The following is a 17,054-nucleotide window of genomic DNA, read 5'->3' on the forward strand; positions in this document are numbered from 1 at the left end:
GGTGACCGGCCATGTCCGGGCCACTGTCACGCCGCGTCGCGTCGATGGTGCTTCTCAGGAGAGTGAAGCCGCATGAAACTCCAGCAGTTGCGTTATATCTGGGAAGTCACCCGCCACAACCTGAACGTGTCCGCCACCGCGCAAAGTCTGTATACCTCCCAGCCGGGCATTTCCAAGCAGATTCGTCTGCTGGAAGATGAGCTTGGCGTCGAAATCTTCGCGCGCAGTGGCAAGCATCTGACGCGGGTGACCCCGGCCGGCGAGTCCATCGTCGAGCTGGCAAGCCAGGTGCTGCGCACGGTGGAGAACATCAAGCACGTCGCCCAGGAGCACAGTGACGACCGTCGCGGCAGCCTGTCGATCGCCACCACGCACACCCAGGCACGTTATGCCTTGCCGCCGGTGATCGCCGATTTCACGCGCAAGTACCCGGATGTCGCGCTGCACATGCAGCAGGGCACGCCGAAGCAGATCGCCAACATGGTCAGTGAGGGGCAGGCCGATTTCGCCATCTGCACCGAGTCGCTGGAGCTGTTCAACGACCTCATCCTGCTGCCGTGCTATCGCTGGAACCGCTGCGTGCTGGTGCCCAAGGATCACCCGCTGGCCAATGGCGAGGAACTGACCCTCGAGTCGCTGGCCAGTTATGCGCTGGTCACCTACACCTATGGCTTCACCGGGCGCAGCCAGCTGGATGATGCCTTCAAGTCCCATGGCCTGGCGCCCAACGTGGTGCTGACCGCCTCGGACGCCGATGTCATCAAGACCTATGTGCGTCTCGGCATGGGCATCGGCATCGTCGCGCACATGGCGGTGGACGAGGTGGCCGATGAGGACCTGGTCGCGCTGGACGCCACGCATCTGTTCGAGAGCTCCACGACCAAGATCGGCATCCGTCGCGGCACCTTCATGCGCAGCTACATGTTCGAATTCGTCGAGCGCTTCGCGCCGCACCTGACGCGCGAGCGTGTCGAAGCGGCATTGGCCGCCGGCCCGCGCCACGAGCACGAGATCTTCCACGATATCGAGCTGCCGGTGCGCTGAGTGCCGGTGCGCTGAGTGCCGGTTGGCTGAGTGTCGGTGGGCTGAGTGTCGGTGGACAGTGTCGGTGGACTGAGTGCCGCTCGCCTGATCTGCCACAGCGCAGATGAAAAAGCCCGCCTCCTGAGAGGCGGGCTTTTTGCTGGCTGGGCGGCTCGAGCGCACAGCGTCAACCACAGGGCTCAGTGTGCCAGGTGCAGGCCACACTCGCGGTTGTCTTCCGCCTTGGTCGGGTCGACGTAGTCGAACTCGTTGGGCAGGTCGTGGGCGACCAGATACTCGTGCATCTGCTTGGATGACCAGTTGAGTACCGGGGCGACCTTGATCAGGCCATCGCCGTTCAGCGAGACCGGCTGCATGCCGGCACGGAAGGCGGTGTCACTGGCGCGCACGGCGGTGAACCACATCTCGGGGTTCAGTTCGCGCAGTGCACGCTCGAACGGTTCGAGCTTCACTTCACGGGTGAAGGCTTCGTGGCGCGGGTCATCGATATGCGGCGTGAGGCCATCGACGGCTTCACGGTGGGCACGCGTGCGCTGCGGCAGATAGATGATGCGGTTCAGGTTCAGCTTGCGCGTCACCTCATCGGCGAAGCGATAGGTGGCATCGGTGTTGTAGCCGTTGTCCATCCACACGATCGGGATGTCAGGACGGAAGCGCGTCACCATGTGCAGGATCACCGCCTCGAAGGGACGGAAGTTGGTGGTGCAGATGGCGTGCTTGTCCAGCGACAGAGCCCAGCGGGTCAGCGCTTCCGGGTCGTTGCCGAATTCGGCATTGATGCGGGCGAGATCGAAGGTATCGGACATGAGGAGTCTCCAGAACGAGGGCACGTCCGATGGAGCGGGGCGCAGGGCTGATCAATGGCCAGGAAAGGTCATCAGCAGAGGCGGGTAGCGCTCAAGGAGACGTGCAGGAATGCGCCTACCCTATCAAAGGCAGGCACTGCTTCCCCAATACGAATTCGTTCGAACGTTATATGCCATCGAGTTATGGCGCTCATGACGCCTTATAACGACGCCTGTCAGCCAAGCGCTTCCATCAGGCGCTGGATCTTGGCCAGGCTCTCGCGGTATTCGGCCTCTTCCTCGGAATCGGCGACCAGACCGCCGCCGCCCCATAGATGCACCTGGCCCTCGGCGATCACCGCCGTGCGGATCGCGATGGAGGTATCCATGTGGCCGCGGATATCCAGATAGCCGAGGCTGCCGCAGTAGGCGCTGCGGCGCACCGGCTCCAGCTCCTCGATGATCTGCATGGCACGGATCTTGGGCGCGCCGGTGATGGAGCCGCCGGGGAAGGCGGCGCCGAGCAGATCCAGCGCATCGCGCCCTTCATCCAGGGTGCTGGTGATGGTACTGACGGAATGGTGCACGTTGGCGTAGCTCTCCAGCGCGCACAGTGAGGGCACCTTGACGCTGCCGGGCGCGGAGACGCGGCCCAGGTCATTGCGCAGCAGGTCGACGATCATCACGTTCTCGGCGCGGTCCTTGGGGCTTTCCAGCAGCTCGGCGGCAAGCCGGGCGTCCTCTTCCGGCGTCGCGCCACGTGCGCGGGTGCCCTTGATCGGCTTGGTCTCGACCGCGCGATGATTGACCTCGACGAAGCGCTCCGGCGAGACGGAGACGATCGCCATCTCCTCGCCCTGGGCGTCCTGCCAGCTCAGATAGCCGGCGTAAGGTGTCGGCGTGGCCTGACGCAGGCGCAGGTAGGCATCCCAGCTGTCGCCACTGCAGTCGGCGGAGAAGCGCTGGGTCAGGTTGATCTGATAGCAGTCACCGGCGTGCAGATACTCCATCACCTGGCGGAAGCGTTCGCCGTAGCCCGCGCGATCCAGCAGTGGCGCGAAGGGGGTGTCGAGGGCGAAGTCGGCGCTGCGCGGCGCCGGTTGCTCCAGCCACTCAAGCACCTGCCGGCGCCGTTGGGGCGAGGCGATCAGCCAGCTCTGCTGGCGCTGATGGTCACTGATCAATGCCCAGTCATAGAGACCCAGACGCGCCCAGGGCAGCGCGATATCGTCCTCGGTCGTGGCGGGCAGGTCTTCCAGCGCGCGCCCGAAGTCGTAGCTCCAGTAGCCCAGCAGGCCGGCGATGAACGGCAGGTCCTCGGCTGTCAGGTCATGCCGGGCGAGCTCTTCGCCTGCCAGCGTCTGTGGCAGCAGGGTCAGCAGCTGGCGCTGGGCCTCGATCACCGGCAGGCGGGCGAGGCGCTCCAGCGCTTCACTGAACTGGCTCAGGTCACGCATCGTCTCCGGCAGCGGGCCAGTGAGCGTGCCGCCGTGTGGGCCTTGCTCCAGCACGGCCAGCGGGTCGCTGCTGATGATGTCGAAGCGGCCACCGGCCAGCGACGGCTGGCCGCTGTCGAGCAGCACGGCGTCGGGACGTGAGCGCAGGCGTGCGAAGCGCGACAGCGTGGAGGCTTCATCCTCGGCGGCGAGGGCGTAGGGCAGGGCGTTGATTTCGAGCGAGATGGTCATGACAGCTTCCGTTGGCGGACAGGGCATTTTAGGCATCCGAAGGCGTTTTGTCCGCCCATGCGTGCGGATTCCGGTGAGGGGCTGGCCTTGTCGGCTTGCCGTTCTCCCGTGCGCTGATTAAGGTGCCTGCCTCTGAACGCCCTGCGCCGTCATCGATGACTGCCCTGACGCACGTGCTGACGTTCGCCCAGCCCTCTTGCCCAGTCTCTTGCCCAGCCCCTGGCACCCCACCGGAGCCCCAGCATGCATCCCGAGTTCGAACATGGCCAACATCTGCTGTCACGTCCCGATCAGAACATCTTCTGGCAGCGTCTCAAGCGGCATGACGCCCAGGGCGGGCGTCGACTGCTGATGCTGCACGGCGCGGGTGTGGCCGGCACGCTGACCTGGGCACCGCTGGTCGGGCATCTCACGGCCCATGATGAGCTGATCATCCCGGACCTGCGTGGCATGGGGCAGACGCTGGCGCCGCAGGGTGGCGAGCCTCCTTTCACCCTCGAGCAGGTGGTCGAGGACGTGATGGCGTTGATCGAGACGCAGCGCATCACGCATTTCGACCTGATCGGCTACAGCTTCGGCGGGCTGGTCGCCATGCGCCTCGTCCAGCGTCTGCGCGCCGAGCGCCCGGAGGTGAAGGTCGGCGACATCAGCCTGCTGGAACCGGCACTGCTGGAGCGCGAATGCCACGCGACCATGATCAAGGTGCGTGACGGCTATGCCGAGGCGGCGCGCGCCATGCGCGAAGCCTCAAGCCCCGAGGCGGGCATCACCGCCTTCCTCGATCTCATCTCGCCGCATCGTACGCGCAACCCGCGCGCCGAGCGCATGATGGTGGCGCGACTGGCACATCGCCATCTGGGCTTCGCCAATGCGCTGGACTGTGTCACGCATGCCGTGCGCGAGATCGACCGCGAGGCGCTGCTGGCCGACGTGCTGGCCTCAGGCAGCGAGGTACGCAGCCTGGTCGGCGGCAAGAGCCCGCAGACCCTGCGCGACTATCACAGCCTGCTGGCCGAACGTCATGCGGGTTGGCAATCGCTGGAAATCCCCGGCACCGATCACTCGCTGCCTTTCCAGAAACCCCGCCGCATCGGCGCGGAGCTCAGCTTCACATAAAACGCATGATTGTCGACAAGCCGACCGATGAATGGTCTGGCATTGAGACTCAAGACGCCCCGTCAGCCTGTGCTGGCGGGGCGTCTTTCGCCTCGGCCGCTAGCGGCTGGAGTGCCTCTGGCCTGGCGGTGTGTGAAGACTGGCATGGCGGCGTATCAGGCGGTTCGGCCTTGTTCTGGCAGCCTTTTGTCCAGCGCATGCCAGCTCTCTTACGCCAAAGGTGTAGAGGATTTGGCGGATTGCATCTTGACCCACTCAGGCTCGCTGGCTAGTCTGGCAGTCATTGAATGATTGTCGACAATGGTGCTAGAAGTCCCTCATCGCCATTGTCCTGTCTCAGCCCCTTGTCCAGCCGGATTGCCTGACCGCCATGACCACCGATGCCTTTCACAATGCCACCACCGCTCGAAGCCTCGCGCGCGGCGCCACTGCCGAGCAGGCAGGCCACACCGCCTCCGCGAGTGCTCCGGCGCCTGAGGTGCGCACCCTGGCCGAGCGCGTCTTCCACCAGCTGCAGGACGCCATCGTGCGCGGCGAGCTGGCACCGGGCAGCAAGATCACCGAGCCGGGGCTGGCGCAGGCCTATGGCATCTCGCGCGGCCCGCTGCGCGAGGCGATGCGTCGTCTCGAGGTCCATCGCCTGATCGAGCGCGTGCCCCACGTCGGCGCGCGGGTGGTCAAGCTCTCGATGACCGAGCTGCTGGAGCTGTTCGACGTACGTGAGGCGCTGGAGAGCATGGCCGCGCGTCTGGCGGCGCGGCACATGACGCAGGAGGAGGTCACGCGGCTGCGCAGCGTGCTCAAGACCCACGAGCAGCAGTCGGACCTCAAGACTGGCACCGCCTACTTCCAGAAGGAAGGCGATCTCGACTTCCACTATCAGATCGTCCTCGGCAGCCATAACCATATGCTGATGACGATTCTCTGCGACGACCTCTACTACCTGGTGCGCATGTATCGCACCCAGTTCAGCGCCAGTGGCTCGCGTCCGCAGAAGGCTTTCGTCGAGCACCACCGTATCGTCGATGCCATCGAGGCCGGCGACGAGGAGCTGGCGGAGCTGCTGATGCGGCGCCACGTCAGCGCCTCGCGGGAGAACGTCGCCCGCCGCTATGCCGCCACGCTCAAGGAAGAGCAGGGCGAGGAGTGAACTGCCACACCGCTTGCGACCGGATCACCCCCAACAATTCCAACCCCGTCATGGGCCCAGCCCGGGAGATGTCATGTCACGCCATCTGAGTTCCACCGCCTTGCCAAGCCCCGGCGCCCGCTTCCGCGCGGCGCTGGAAGCCAATCGTCCGCTGCCCATCGTCGGCACCATCAATGCCTATACCGCCATCATGGCCGAGCGTGTCGGGCATCAGGCGATCTACCTGTCCGGTGGCGGCGTGGCCAACGCCTCCTACGGGCTGCCGGACCTGGGCATGACCAGCATGAATGACGTGCTGGAAGATGCGCGCCGCATCACCGCCGCCAGCGAGCTGCCGTTGCTGGTGGACATCGATACCGGCTGGGGCGGCGCCTTCAACATCGCACGCACCATTCAGGAGATGGAGCGCGCCGGCGTGGCTGCCGTGCACCTGGAAGACCAGGTTGCCCAGAAGCGCTGCGGACATCGCCCCAACAAGGCCATCGTCTCCAGTCAGGAAATGGTCGATCGCATCAAGGCGGCCGCCGATGCCCGTCGTGATGACGACTTCTATCTGATCGCGCGTACCGATGCCTTCCAGAAGGAAGGGCTCGAGGCCGCCGTGGCGCGTGCCAATGCCTGTGTCGAGGCCGGGGCGGACGCCATCTTCGCCGAGGCGGTGCATACCCTCGAGGACTACCGCGCCTTCTGCGAGGGCGTCGACGCGCCGATTCTGGCCAACATCACCGAATTCGGCGCCACGCCGCTGTTCAATCAGCGCGAGCTGGGCGATGTCGGCTGTCGGATGGTGCTCTATCCGCTGTCCGCCTTCCGCGCCATGAACGCCGCCGCCCTCAAGGTCTACCAGAACATCCACGACAAGGGTGACCAGAAGGACGTGGTCGACGACATGCAGACCCGCATGGAGCTCTACGACTTCCTCGATTACCACACCTTCGAGCAGAAGCTGGACACCCTGTTCGAGGCCGAAAGCCGCAAGGATTGATGCCAGACGCTCGAGACGGACGCCATGTCTCGTATCAGGAGGCCACTGGCTTCACGGGCCGGCACTTCCGGCCCGACCGTTTCTCCCTCGCTGGCAGACGCCTGGCCGGCGAGGGGCTTGACGCTTTATGCCCTACAAGAAAAAGAACAACTCAATGACGTCACTGCCAAGGAGATCGCGCCATGTCAGATACCACCGCTACCCCGAGCCCTAGTGCCTCCAGCGGCCTGCGCGGCCAGAGTGCCGGCGAGACCGCCCTGTGCACCGTCGGCCAGACCGGCTCCGGCCTTCGCTATCGCGGCTACGATCTGGAGGATCTCGCCGCCCACGCAAGCTTTGAAGAAGTCGCCTATCTGCTGCTCAAGGGCAAGCTGCCCAATCGTTCGGAGCTGGATACCTACATCGCGCGCCTCAAGGGCCTGCGTGGTCTGCCGGATGCCCTGAAGGCGGTGCTGGAGCAGATTCCGGCCAGCGCCCATCCGATGGACGTGATGCGCACCGGCTGCTCGATGCTCGGCAATCTGGAGACCGAAGAGAGCTTCGATGAGCAGTCCGACCAGGCCGACCGCATGCTGGCCGTGTTCCCGTCGATCATCAATTACTGGTATCGCTTCAGCCATGATGGCGTGCGCATCGACACCGAGACCGATGACGACTCCATCGGCGCGCACTTCCTGCACCTGTTGCACGGCGAGGCCCCCAGCGAGCTGCATGCCGCGGTGATGAATACCTCGCTGATCCTCTATGCCGAGCACGAATTCAATGCCTCGACCTTCACCGCGCGTGTCTGCGCCTCGACGCTCTCCGACCTGCATTCCTGCGTGACCGGGGCCATCGGCTCGCTGCGCGGGCCGCTGCATGGCGGTGCCAATGAGGCGGCGATGGCGATGATCGAGCACTGGCGCTCGCCGGAGGAAGCCGAGCGCGAGATTCTCGGCATGCTGGAACGTCGCGAGAAGATCATGGGCTTCGGCCACGCCATCTACCGTGAACGTGACCCGCGCAACGCCATCATCAAGGAGTGGTCACGCAAGCTGTCCGAGGATGTGGGCGATACTCAGCTCTACGCCGTCTCCGAGCGCGTCGAAGCCGTGATGTGGCGCGAGAAGAAGCTGTTCTGCAATGCCGACTTCTTCCACGCCAGCGCCTATCACTTCATGGGCATTCCCACCAAGTTGTTCACGCCGATCTTCGTCTGTTCACGCCTGACCGGCTGGGCGGCGCATGTCTTCGAGCAACGCGCCAACAATCGCATCATCCGCCCGAGCGCCGATTACACCGGCCCGGAGCATTGCGACTGGCTGCCCATCGAGCAGCGCGACTGACCCTTTCCTCGGCCAGTCAGCGTGCTGGCCGATCGTTTTCTTGACCGCCTGATGAGTCCGGATGCCCATGAATACCGAGTATCGCAAACCCCTGCCTGGCACGGCGTCACCGGGGACCCCGGTCGACTACTTCGATGCGCGTGCCGCCGTGGAAGACATCACCCCCGGTGCCTACGCCGGTCTGCCCTATACCTCACGCGTACTGGCCGAGAACCTGGTGCGTCGCTGCCCGCCGGATCAACTGCGCGACAGCCTCGTGCAATTGATCGAGCGTCGGCGTGATCTCGATTTTCCGTGGTATCCCGCGCGCGTCGTGTGCCATGACATCCTCGGTCAGACCGCGCTGGTCGACCTGGCCGGTCTGCGCGATGCCATCGCCGAGCGCGGCGGAGACCCGGCCAAGGTCAACCCGGTGGTGCCGACCCAGTTGATCGTCGACCACTCGCTGGCGGTGGAGCACGCCGGCTTCGACAAGGACGCCTTCGCCAAGAATCGCGCCATCGAGGAGCGGCGCAACGAAGACCGCTTCCACTTCATCGACTGGACGCGTCAGGCCTTCGAGAACATCGACGTGATTCCGCCGGGCAACGGCATCATGCACCAGATCAATCTGGAGCGGATGTCGCCGGTGATCGAGTCGCGCGCCGATGAGAAGGGTCATCAGGTCGCCTTCCCGGATACCCTGGTGGGCACCGACAGTCACACGCCGCATGTCGATGCGCTGGGCGTGATCGCCGTCGGCGTCGGCGGGCTCGAGGCCGAGAGCGTGATGCTGGGGCGCGCCTCCTACATGCGCCTGCCGGACATCATCGGCGTGCGCCTCACCGGGCGTCCGCAGCCGGGCATCACCGCCACCGACATCGTGCTGGCGCTGACCGAATTCCTGCGCGCCGAGAAGGTCGTCTCCTCCTATCTGGAATTCTTCGGCGAAGGCGCGGCCAGCCTGACCCTGGGCGATCGCGCCACCATCTCCAACATGACGCCGGAGTACGGCGCCACGGCGGCGATGTTCTACATCGACCAGCAGACGCTGGACTACCTGACGCTGACCGGGCGTGAGCCGGAGAACATCGCGCTGGTCGAGCGCTACGCGCGTGAGACCGGGCTGTGGGCCGATGAGAGCGGCCATATCGAAGGCGCGGTGGAATATGAGCGCGAGCTGACCTTCGACCTGTCCTCGGTGGTGCGCACCCTGGCGGGCCCCTCCAACCCGCACAGTCGCGTGCCGACCAGCGAGCTGGCCGCACGCGGCATCTCCGGGGTGATCGAGCATGAGCAGGACGAGGACGGGCGCGACCTGATGCCGGATGGCGCGGTGATCATCGCCGCCATCACCAGCTGTACCAACACCTCGAATCCGCGCAATGTCATCGCCGCCGGCCTGCTGGCCAGACGCGCCAATGCGCTGGGGCTGACGCGCAAGCCGTGGGTCAAGACCTCGCTGGCGCCGGGCTCCAAGGCCGTGCAGCTGTATCTGGAAGAGGCGGAACTGCTGCCGGAACTCGAGCAGCTCGGCTTCGGCATCGTCGGCTTCGCCTGTACCACCTGCAATGGCATGAGCGGTGCGCTGGACCCGTCGATCCAGCAGGAAATCGTCGAGCGTGATCTCTATTCCACCGCGGTGCTGTCCGGCAACCGCAACTTCGATGGCCGTATCCACCCCTACGCCAAGCAGGCCTTCCTGGCCTCGCCGCCGCTGGTGGTCGCCTACGCCATCGCCGGCACCATCCGCTTCGACATCGAGAAGGATGTTCTCGGGCATGCGCCGGACGGCTCGCCGATCATGCTCAAGGACCTGTGGCCGAGCGACGAGGAGATCGACGCCATCGTCGGCTCCAGCGTCAAGCCGGACCACTTCCGTCAGGTCTACATCCCGATGTTCGAGGCCCGTCAGGATCGCGACGACACGACCAGTCCGCTCTACGACTGGCGCGAGATGAGCACCTACATCCGTCGTCCGCCGTACTGGGAAGGCGGCCTGGCCAGCGCACCGACGCTCAAGGGCATGCGGGCACTGGCGGTGCTGGGGGACAACATCACCACCGATCACCTGTCGCCCTCCAATGCCATCATGGCCAGCAGTGCGGCGGGCGAGTATCTGGCCGCGATGGGCCTGCCGGAGGAGGACTTCAATTCCTACGCCACTCACCGTGGTGATCACCTCACCGCGCAGCGGGCCACCTTCGCCAATCCCAAGCTGATCAACGAGATGGCCGTGGTGGAAGGGGCGGACGGCAAGCGCGAGATAAAGCAGGGCTCGCTCACGCGCCTGGAGCCGGAAGGCAAGGTGGTACGCATGTGGGAGGCCATCGAGGCCTACATGCAGCGCAAGCAGCCGTTGATCATCATCGCGGGCGCGGATTACGGCCAGGGCTCGTCGCGTGACTGGGCGGCCAAGGGTGTGCGGCTGGCGGGCGTCGAGGCCATCGTCGCGGAAGGTTTCGAGCGTATCCACCGCACCAATCTGGTCGGCATGGGCGTGATGCCGCTGCAGTTCGCCGCCGGTACCACGCGCAAGACGCTGGCGCTGGATGGCAGCGAGATCTACGCCGTCGAGGGCGAGCCGGCGCCGGGGGCAGAGCTCACGCTGGTGATCGAACGCACCGCCGGTGACAAGGCAGGCCAGCTCGAGCGCGTACCGGTCACCTGCCGTCTCGATACCCGTGAGGAAGTCTCCATCTACTCGGCGGGCGGCGTGCTGCAGCGCTTCGCCGAAGACTTTCTGAGCTCGCAGGCGCCGGGCGAGACGGCGGCGGAGGTGACGGCATGAGCCAGCAGGCACAGCTCAGGATTCCCGCCACCTATCTGCGTGGCGGCACCAGCAAGGGCGTGTTCTTCCTGCGTGATGAGCTGCCGGAAGCGGCGCAGATGCCGGGCCCGGCGCGTGATGCCTTGCTGTTGCGCGTGATCGGCAGCCCCGACCCCTACGCCAAGCAGATCGACGGCATGGGGGGCGCGACCTCCAGCACCAGCAAGACGGTGATCATCAGTCGCAGCGAACAGCCGGACCACGACGTCGACTATCTGTTCGGCCAGGTCTCCATCGACTCGCCCTTCGTCGACTGGAGCGGCAACTGCGGCAATCTCTCGGCGGCGGTCGGGCCCTTCGCCATCGAGAAGGGCCTGGTGCCGGCCGAGCGCCTGCCGCGTGATGGCATCGCCGAGGTGCGTATCTGGCAGGCCAACATCGCCAAGACCATCATCGCGCGGGTGCCGATGTGCGAGGGGCGCGTCCAGGAAAGCGGTGACTTCGCCCTCGATGGCGTGACCTTCCCGGCCGCCGAAGTGGCGGTCGCCTTCCGTGACCCCGCCGCCGGCGAGGGCAGCATGTTCCCCACCGGCAATGTGGTCGATACGCTGGAAGTGCCGGAATCGGTGGTCGCGGGCGGGCGGATCCAGGCGACCCTGATCAATGCCGGCATCCCGACCATCTTCGTCGCTGCCCGCGATCTCGGCTATCAGGGCACCGAACTGCAGGAGGCGATCAACGCGGATGGCGAGGCCCTCGCGCGCCTCGAGACATTGCGCGCCCACGGCGCACTGCGCATGGGGCTGATCCAGGAGCTGGGCGAGGCCGCCAGACGTCAGCACACCCCCAAGGTCGCCTTCGTGGCACCGCCGGTGAATCACGTCGTCTCCAGTGGTCGCGAGATCAAGGCCGACGAGATCGACGTGCTGATTCGCGCCGTATCGATGGGCAAGCTGCATCACGCCATGATGGGCACCGCGGCCGTCGCCATCGCCGCGGCGGCTGCGGTACCCGGCACGCTGGTCAATCTTGCCGCCGCTGGCGGGGCCGATGCTGAGTCTGGGGCCGGACAGACTGGCACCGCGCGTGACTCGGTGTGCTTCGGACATCCCTCCGGCACGCTCAGGGTCGGCGCGAGTGCCCATCGTCAGTCACCCTCGGGTCAGGTCGGTGACGGCCAGCAAGGCGAGGGCGAATGGACCGTCAGTGAGGCCGTGATGAGTCGCAGCGCGCGTATCCTGATGGAAGGCTGGGTGCGGGTGCCGGCGGAGACCTTGATGCGCTAGCGCCGGTATTGGCAGGGGATGGTCTACTGTCAATATATCTCTCTTGATATTCCTCCTGCGGCATCCCGATGAAAGCCGGCCTGGCATGCATGTGCAGAGGGCCGGCTTTTGTGTATCTGTGGTGCGGACACAGGTATTTCGTGGGATGTGCCGGCATCGCGGGAGATGCATGCGAGCAAAGACGATCCACGACAGGAGGTCACACATGAGCACGCCATCCTCTGATCAGACGGGCGACAGCCGTCTCAGCGCCACTCAAGCCAGTACAAGTCAGGCCAGTACCAACCAGGCCAGCACCAATCAAGCCAGTACCAATCAGGCCAGCGCCAACCAGCGCCCGGACTATGACCCGGAGCTGCAGCAGATCGCCGACTATGTGCTGGGGTATTGCGATGGTCTGCATACCGCGGATGCGGATACGGATGTAGATGGCCTGGCCGGCAAGAGTGAGCGCTCAGGTCCCTCGGCAGAGGCGATGGACACCGCTCGGCTGTGTCTGATGGATACCCTCGGCTGCGGCATCCTGGCGCTGCGCTTCCCGGAATGCACCAAGCATCTCGGCCCGCTGGTGGCCGAGACCGTGGTGCCGCATGGTGCGCGGGTGCCCGGAACCGCCTTCAGTCTCGATCCCGTCAAGGCGGCGTGGGACATCGGCTGCACCATCCGCTGGCTGGATTACAACGATACCTGGCTGGCAGCGGAGTGGGGGCATCCCTCGGACAATCTCGGCGGCATTCTGGCGGTGGCGGATCACCTCTCGCGCCAGCGTGTCGCACAGGGCAAGCCACCCCTGGTGATGCGCGATGTGCTGGAGAGCATGGTGATGGCCCACGAGATCCAGGGCGTGCTGGCGCTGGACAACAGCTTCAATCGCGTCGGGCTCGACCATGTCATGCTGGTCAAGGTCGCGACCACCGCCGTGACGGCGCGCTTGATGGGAGCGAATCGCGAGCAGTTGCTGTCGGCGCTGTCCCACGCCTTCGTCGATGGCCAGAGTCTGCGCACCTATCGCCATGCGCCCAATGCGGGCTCGCGCAAGAGCTGGGCGGCGGGGGACGCCACCTCACGCGGCGTGCGGCTGGCGGACATCGCCCTGCGTGGCGAGATGGGCATCCCCGGTGCCCTCAGCGCGCCGCAGTGGGGCTTCAATGATGTCTCCTTCAGTCACGGCAATAGTGATCTCGCGCTCAAGCCCGAAGACGAGCGACGTCTGACGCTGGCGCGCCCTCTGGGCAGCTACGTGATGGAGAACGTGCTCTTCAAGGTCTCCTTCCCGGCCGAATTCCATGCCCAGACCGCCGCCGAGGCGGCCGTCCTGCTCCATCCCGAGGTGCGCGGCCGCCTCGAGGAGATCGAGCGCATCGAGATCACCACCCACGAATCGGCGATCCGCATCATCTCCAAGCAGGGCGAGCTCGCCAATGCGGCGGACCGCGATCACTGCCTGCAATACATGGTCGCGGTGCCGCTGATCTTCGGCGAGTTGAACGCGGACCACTATGAAGATGGCTTCCATGCCGCTCACCCGGAGATCGATCGGCTGCGAGACAGGATGGTCGTCAAGGAAGAGGCGCGCTTCACCCGCGAGTATCTGGAAGTCGACAAGCGCTCGATCGCCAATGCCCTGCGGGTGGTCTTTCGCGATGGCAGTGCCACCGAGCAGGTGACGGTGGAATACCCGCTGGGACATCGTCGGCGGCGTGAAGAGTCGCTCGTTCCGCTCGAGGACAAGTGTCGGGCCAATCTGGCCACCTGCTTCCCGCCTTTGCGGTGCGACACCTTGATGGCGTTGCTGGGCGATCGCGAGCGACTCGAAGCACTGCCGGTGCACGAGTTCATGGCGCATTGGGTGCCGTGAGGTTGCCGGCCGCATGATGCCCCGTTGGCAATCAGTCATCCAATTGACTGGTGCCGTCATCCGGTATGGGTAAACTGGAAGCGGATTGCACAGGAAGATCGACAGGGGCGCTTGCAAAGACTCGCCGGAGAGCGGGGCAACGCCTGCCGGGCCTTCATTGCAAAGGCATCATCACAAGGGACTCATCATGAAAACATTTCTGCTGCTGGGCGCCATCGCGCTGATCGTCATCTACGTGATCTCGATCTACAACAAGCTGGTCAGCCTCAAGGCGCGCTTCGAGAATGCCTTCGCGCAGATAGAGGTGCAGCTCAAGCGGCGCTATGACCTGATTCCCAATCTGGTCGAGACGGCCAAGGGCTATCTGAGTCATGAGCGTGGCACCCTGGAAGAAGTGATCAATGCCCGCAACAAGGCGATGGCCGCCTTGAATGCCGCCGCGGCGCATCCCGGCAGCATGGACAAGCTGGCCAGCCTGGCCGGTGCCGAGCAGGGGTTGGCGGCGAGTCTGGGCAAGCTGGATGTGGTGGTCGAGGCCTATCCTGAGCTCAAGGCGGACCAGACCATGAGCGACCTGATGGAAGAGCTGACCGCCACCGAGAACCGCGTCGCCTTCGCGCGTCAGGCCTACAACGATGCCGTCACCGACTACAACGTCTATCGCCAGAGCTTCCCGCAGGTGGTGTTCGCGCCGACCTTCGGTCATCGCAGTGATGCAGGACTGCTGACCTTCGATGACAGCGTGAAGATTCGCCAGGCCCCGGATGTCAGCTTCTCGTGAGCTGAATGGCTGATGCTTCTCTCGCAGCGGTCTGGCGCTGTGATCCTGACTGGGTAGATGGCGAGCGCGAATGAATTTCTATCATGAGCAGGACAGTGCGCGGCGTCGTACGCGGCTATTGCTGCTGGCCTTCACGGCCATGTCGCTGGTGGTGTCTCTTGCCGCCGGCGCCGTGGTGCATGTCGCGATCAGCAGTTTCCTGGGGCGTCCGGCCGCCACGACGTTTGAATATGTCTGGCCAGTGGCGAGCATCATCTTCCTGTGCAATGCCCTGGTCGCGGCGCGTGAGCTGCGGCGCCTGCAGCAGGGCGGTGCGGTCGTGGCCGCACGCCTGGGTGGCAAGCTGGTGGATGTCGAGACCCAGGACTCGCGCGAGCGACGGGCACTGAATGTGGTGGAAGAGATGGCGATCGCCGCCAACCTGCCCACGCCGCAGCTGTTCCTGCTGCCGCATGAGGCGATGATCAATGCCTTCGCGGCGGGCTATCGGCCCCATGATGCGGTGATCGCGCTGAGTCGCGGGGCGTTGGAGCAGCTGGATCGCAACGAGCTGCAGGGCGTGGTCGCTCACGAGTTCGCCCATATCGCCAATGGCGATATTCGCCTCAACCTGCGTCTGGCGAGTGCGGTCCACGGCCTGGTGTTTCTCTCCGAGGCGGGGCGCTTCCTGATGGGAGCGGGGCGCATCGGCTTCGTGTTGGGCAGGGCGCGCTCCTCCGGTTCCGACAGGAAAGGCGGCATGCCGCAGCTGATGCTGGTCGGTGTGGCGCTGTGGTTGCTCGGCAGTCTCGGCGGGCTGGGCGGCAGGCTGTTGCAGCGCGGGGTCGCGCGCTCACGCGAATATCTCGCCGATGCCAGTGCGGTGCGCCTGACGCGTTTCCCGGATGGCATCGCCTCGGCCCTCAAGCGTATCGGTGGCATGGGCTGGCAGGGACGTATCCAGCATCCGCGCGCCATGACCTACAACCACCTCTTCTTCGTCGAAGCGCGTCCGCCATGGCTGACGGGCTGGTTCGACTCGCATCCGCCGCTGGATGAACGCATCAAGCGCCTGGAACCCCGTTGGGACAGACAATATCTGAGCGCGCGCCAGCAACCGGTGCATACCTTCGAGCAGCAGGGGCCCATCGGGGCAGAAGTGCTTGGCGGGGTCATGGCGGGTATCGCCGGCGCGGCCGTCATGGGCGAGCTGTCGCGTTCCCGGGGTGAGCTCGAGAACCTGACGCTGTCGCGCTTTCTCTGTCCGCAGCTGGTGGTGGCGATGATCGCGCCCTCGGAGCTCACCCGGCGTGGGGTCTGGCTCACCGAGCTTGAGCGTCAGCATGACTGGCTGGATGGCAAGCGCGTGCGCGAGGCGCGGCGCAAGCTCGAGTCCTTGCCGCGGGTCGAGTGGATTCCCTTGCTCAACCGCTTGATACCGCGCTGGCGGGAAGCGGATGAGCGCGCGCATCGCATGCTCAAGGCGCAGACACCTCCGCAGGACATGTTCATCTGGTGTCTGTGGCAGCTGCTGCTGGAGTCACTGGACCCGCGGATCGATCGCAAGAGTGACTCGCTGGCCCTGCAGCAATGCCAGCCGGCCTGTCAGCATTGGCTCATGCTGATGGTCGGACTCATCGACGATGAAACGCTGCGCGAGGACATCTTCCTGGACGCCAGTGCAGAACTTGGTCTGGCGCTTGCGTATCCACAGTCACAGCCGGATGGGGATAACCCTGCGCTGCGCTGCCGTCATCTCACGCAGCTGGCTCATTTGCGCCCGATGGACAAGCAGCGCTGGTTCACGGCGCTAGCCCAGGTGGTGCATGCCGACCAGACGCTGGCCGATGAAGAGGTGGCCCTGCTGACACTGCTGGCTCGCGTCATGCAGCTGCCGGAGGCACGCCTGGAAGCGGCGCTTGAGACACAGTCGCATTCGCGTGGTGGCTGGCAGGCGCGCCCAGTATCTCGGCCCGCGGACGGCAAGGCGGTCTGAGTATCGACCAGGCGAGTGGCTGTTTTCTGCGTCAAAGCCCTTGCCATCAAACCGATTCCTGCGTAAAGTACGCATCCGCTGCCGGGGACGCATGGCGTTACCAGCGGTGAAAGAGGTTTGCAGGTGATTGTTTTGCTTGGTGTTTTTTGAAGTCCGCTTCGAATTCATCGATTGACAATCCCGGGCGATTCGCTAGAATATGCCGCACTCCTTACGGAACAGGTGATCGAGCAACGCTCCTCACCGCTTGATGATGCTTAGAGGCAGTCGACTGACTCATCATCAAGTGCTTGACTTCTCAAGCGTTCCGGG

At 65.0% G+C, this 17,054-nt stretch carries 12 protein-coding genes; 10 read left to right on the top strand and 2 right to left on the bottom strand.

All coding sequences use genetic code 11. From position 1 onward, the window contains the following. Positions 1–72 precede the first annotated feature (72 nt). Positions 73–1,044: an HTH-type transcriptional regulator CysB gene (cysB, locus tag MSG32_RS13190; protein ID WP_043333969.1), complete on the top strand. Its 972-nt coding sequence runs from the start codon at positions 73–75 to the stop codon at positions 1,042–1,044. 179 nt (positions 1,045–1,223) lie between these two features. On the opposite strand, the gene MSG32_RS13195 is transcribed toward cysB, so the two are convergent. After that, entirely contained in the window at positions 1,224–1,850 is a 627-nt protein-coding gene (locus MSG32_RS13195; RefSeq protein ID WP_054555396.1) for a phosphoadenosine phosphosulfate reductase family protein, read from the bottom strand. 215 nt (positions 1,851–2,065) lie between these two features. After that, entirely contained in the window at positions 2,066–3,517 is a 1,452-nt protein-coding gene (pabB, locus tag MSG32_RS13200) for an aminodeoxychorismate synthase component I (RefSeq protein ID WP_248380134.1), read from the bottom strand. Positions 3,518–3,760: 243 nt separating this feature from the next. Between pabB and MSG32_RS13205 the strand changes: the two genes are divergently transcribed. From MSG32_RS13205 to MSG32_RS13245, 9 genes are all read left to right on the top strand, one after another. Continuing rightward, complete coding sequence (locus tag MSG32_RS13205; protein WP_248380136.1) at positions 3,761–4,633, top strand: alpha/beta hydrolase; 873 nt, start codon at positions 3,761–3,763, stop codon at positions 4,631–4,633. Positions 4,634–5,003: 370 nt separating this feature from the next. After that, a complete protein-coding gene (locus MSG32_RS13210) occupies positions 5,004–5,783 on the top strand; it encodes a GntR family transcriptional regulator (protein WP_107335487.1) in 780 nt (259 codons plus the stop codon). 73 nt (positions 5,784–5,856) lie between these two features. Beyond that, complete coding sequence (prpB, locus tag MSG32_RS13215) at positions 5,857–6,768, top strand: methylisocitrate lyase (RefSeq protein WP_043333964.1); 912 nt, start codon at positions 5,857–5,859, stop codon at positions 6,766–6,768. A gap of 182 nt (positions 6,769–6,950) precedes the next feature. Then, entirely contained in the window at positions 6,951–8,093 is a 1,143-nt protein-coding gene (prpC, locus tag MSG32_RS13220; RefSeq protein ID WP_153635123.1) for a 2-methylcitrate synthase, read from the top strand. Between the two features lie 67 nt (positions 8,094–8,160). Continuing rightward, the gene (gene acnD, locus MSG32_RS13225; protein ID WP_248380176.1) at positions 8,161–10,863 is read left to right on the top strand and encodes a Fe/S-dependent 2-methylisocitrate dehydratase AcnD; all 2,703 of its coding nucleotides are present in this window, start codon (positions 8,161–8,163) and stop codon (positions 10,861–10,863) included. After that, complete coding sequence (prpF, locus tag MSG32_RS13230) at positions 10,860–12,128, top strand: 2-methylaconitate cis-trans isomerase PrpF (RefSeq protein ID WP_248380138.1); 1,269 nt, start codon at positions 10,860–10,862, stop codon at positions 12,126–12,128. The genes acnD and prpF overlap by 4 nt, the downstream gene beginning before the upstream one ends. Positions 12,129–12,333: 205 nt before the next feature. Beyond that, positions 12,334–13,986: a bifunctional 2-methylcitrate dehydratase/aconitate hydratase gene (locus MSG32_RS13235; protein ID WP_248380140.1), complete on the top strand. Its 1,653-nt coding sequence runs from the start codon at positions 12,334–12,336 to the stop codon at positions 13,984–13,986. A gap of 187 nt (positions 13,987–14,173) precedes the next feature. Next, positions 14,174–14,767, top strand: a complete 594-nt coding sequence (locus MSG32_RS13240) for a LemA family protein (RefSeq protein ID WP_248380142.1) — start codon at positions 14,174–14,176, stop codon at positions 14,765–14,767. Between the two features lie 70 nt (positions 14,768–14,837). Further along, positions 14,838–16,742: a M48 family metallopeptidase gene (locus MSG32_RS13245; RefSeq protein WP_248380144.1), complete on the top strand. Its 1,905-nt coding sequence runs from the start codon at positions 14,838–14,840 to the stop codon at positions 16,740–16,742. The last annotated feature ends 312 nt before the right edge of the window (positions 16,743–17,054 follow it).

Origin of the sequence: Cobetia sp. 1CM21F (assembly GCF_023161745.1) — a bacterium.
Lineage (GTDB): Bacteria > Pseudomonadota > Gammaproteobacteria > Pseudomonadales > Halomonadaceae > Cobetia > Cobetia amphilecti.

What these genes read in the sequence shown, in the direction of transcription:
- MSG32_RS13245 (WP_248380144.1), top strand. Translation starts at nt 14,838, where the DNA reads ATGAATTTCTATCATGAGCAGGACAGTGCGCGGCGTCGTACGCGGCTA.
- MSG32_RS13235 (WP_248380140.1), top strand. Translation starts at nt 12,334, where the DNA reads ATGAGCACGCCATCCTCTGATCAGACGGGCGACAGCCGTCTCAGCGCC.
- MSG32_RS13205 (WP_248380136.1), top strand. Translation starts at nt 3,761, where the DNA reads ATGCATCCCGAGTTCGAACATGGCCAACATCTGCTGTCACGTCCCGAT.
- prpB (WP_043333964.1), top strand. Translation starts at nt 5,857, where the DNA reads ATGTCACGCCATCTGAGTTCCACCGCCTTGCCAAGCCCCGGCGCCCGC.
- prpF (WP_248380138.1), top strand. Translation starts at nt 10,860, where the DNA reads ATGAGCCAGCAGGCACAGCTCAGGATTCCCGCCACCTATCTGCGTGGC.
- acnD (WP_248380176.1), top strand. Translation starts at nt 8,161, where the DNA reads ATGAATACCGAGTATCGCAAACCCCTGCCTGGCACGGCGTCACCGGGG.
- MSG32_RS13240 (WP_248380142.1), top strand. Translation starts at nt 14,174, where the DNA reads ATGAAAACATTTCTGCTGCTGGGCGCCATCGCGCTGATCGTCATCTAC.
- pabB (WP_248380134.1), bottom strand. Translation starts at nt 3,517, where the DNA reads ATGACCATCTCGCTCGAAATCAACGCCCTGCCCTACGCCCTCGCCGCC.
- cysB (WP_043333969.1), top strand. Translation starts at nt 73, where the DNA reads ATGAAACTCCAGCAGTTGCGTTATATCTGGGAAGTCACCCGCCACAAC.
- prpC (WP_153635123.1), top strand. Translation starts at nt 6,951, where the DNA reads ATGTCAGATACCACCGCTACCCCGAGCCCTAGTGCCTCCAGCGGCCTG.
- MSG32_RS13195 (WP_054555396.1), bottom strand. Translation starts at nt 1,850, where the DNA reads ATGTCCGATACCTTCGATCTCGCCCGCATCAATGCCGAATTCGGCAAC.
- MSG32_RS13210 (WP_107335487.1), top strand. Translation starts at nt 5,004, where the DNA reads ATGACCACCGATGCCTTTCACAATGCCACCACCGCTCGAAGCCTCGCG.